Source organism: Gemmobacter denitrificans (assembly GCF_036964905.1).
Taxonomy (GTDB): Bacteria; Pseudomonadota; Alphaproteobacteria; order Rhodobacterales; family Rhodobacteraceae; genus Gemmobacter; species Gemmobacter denitrificans.
Map to the genome: position 1 here is coordinate 1 of NZ_JBALHR010000061.1, position 661 is coordinate 661.

Annotated in this window: 1 protein-coding gene; it reads right to left on the bottom strand. The window is 64.9% G+C overall.

Annotated elements, in window-relative coordinates:
* Window positions 1-661, bottom strand: a 661-nt coding sequence (locus V6590_RS20845; RefSeq protein ID WP_335425634.1) for a calcium-binding protein, incomplete at both ends; no start/stop codon positions are given.

Here is a 661-nt window from a genome sequence, read left to right on the forward strand (position 1 = left end):
AGGTATCATCGCCCGATCCGCCTGCCAGGCTGTTGGTGCCAGCCCCGCCTTCCAGCGTGTCATTGCCGCCATTGCCGGTCAGCGTGTCATTGCCGCCCGAACCGATCAGCCGGTCATTGCCGCCCGCGCCGGTCAGGGCATTGTTGCCGGCATTGCCGGTCAGGGTGGCGCTGCCGCCGGTGGCGGTCAGGTTTTCGACATTGGCCTGGCCGAAGATCGAATAGCTGGACAGAGCGGTGATGATGGTATCGGTGCCACCGCCCGCCGTCTCGACCACCACATCGGAATAGCTGTCCACCGCGTAACGGTCATCGCCCGATCCGCCCGTCATGCTGTCGGCCCCGGCCCCGCCTTCCAGCGTGTCATTGCCGGCATTGCCCAGCAGCGTGTCATTGCCGCCCGACCCGTTCAGACTGTCATTGCCGCCCGCGCCGGTCAGCACGTTGGTGCCGGCATTGCCGGTCAGGGTGGCGCTGCCGCCGATGGCGGTCAGGTTTTCGATATTGGCCTGGCCGAAGATCGAATAGCTGGACAGACCGGTACGGATCTCGTCCGTGCCTTCGCCGGAATTTTCGGTCACCACATCGGAATAGCTGTCGACATTGTAGCGGTCATTGCCGGTGCCGCCCAGCATCGTATCGGCCCCCGCACCGCCATTCAG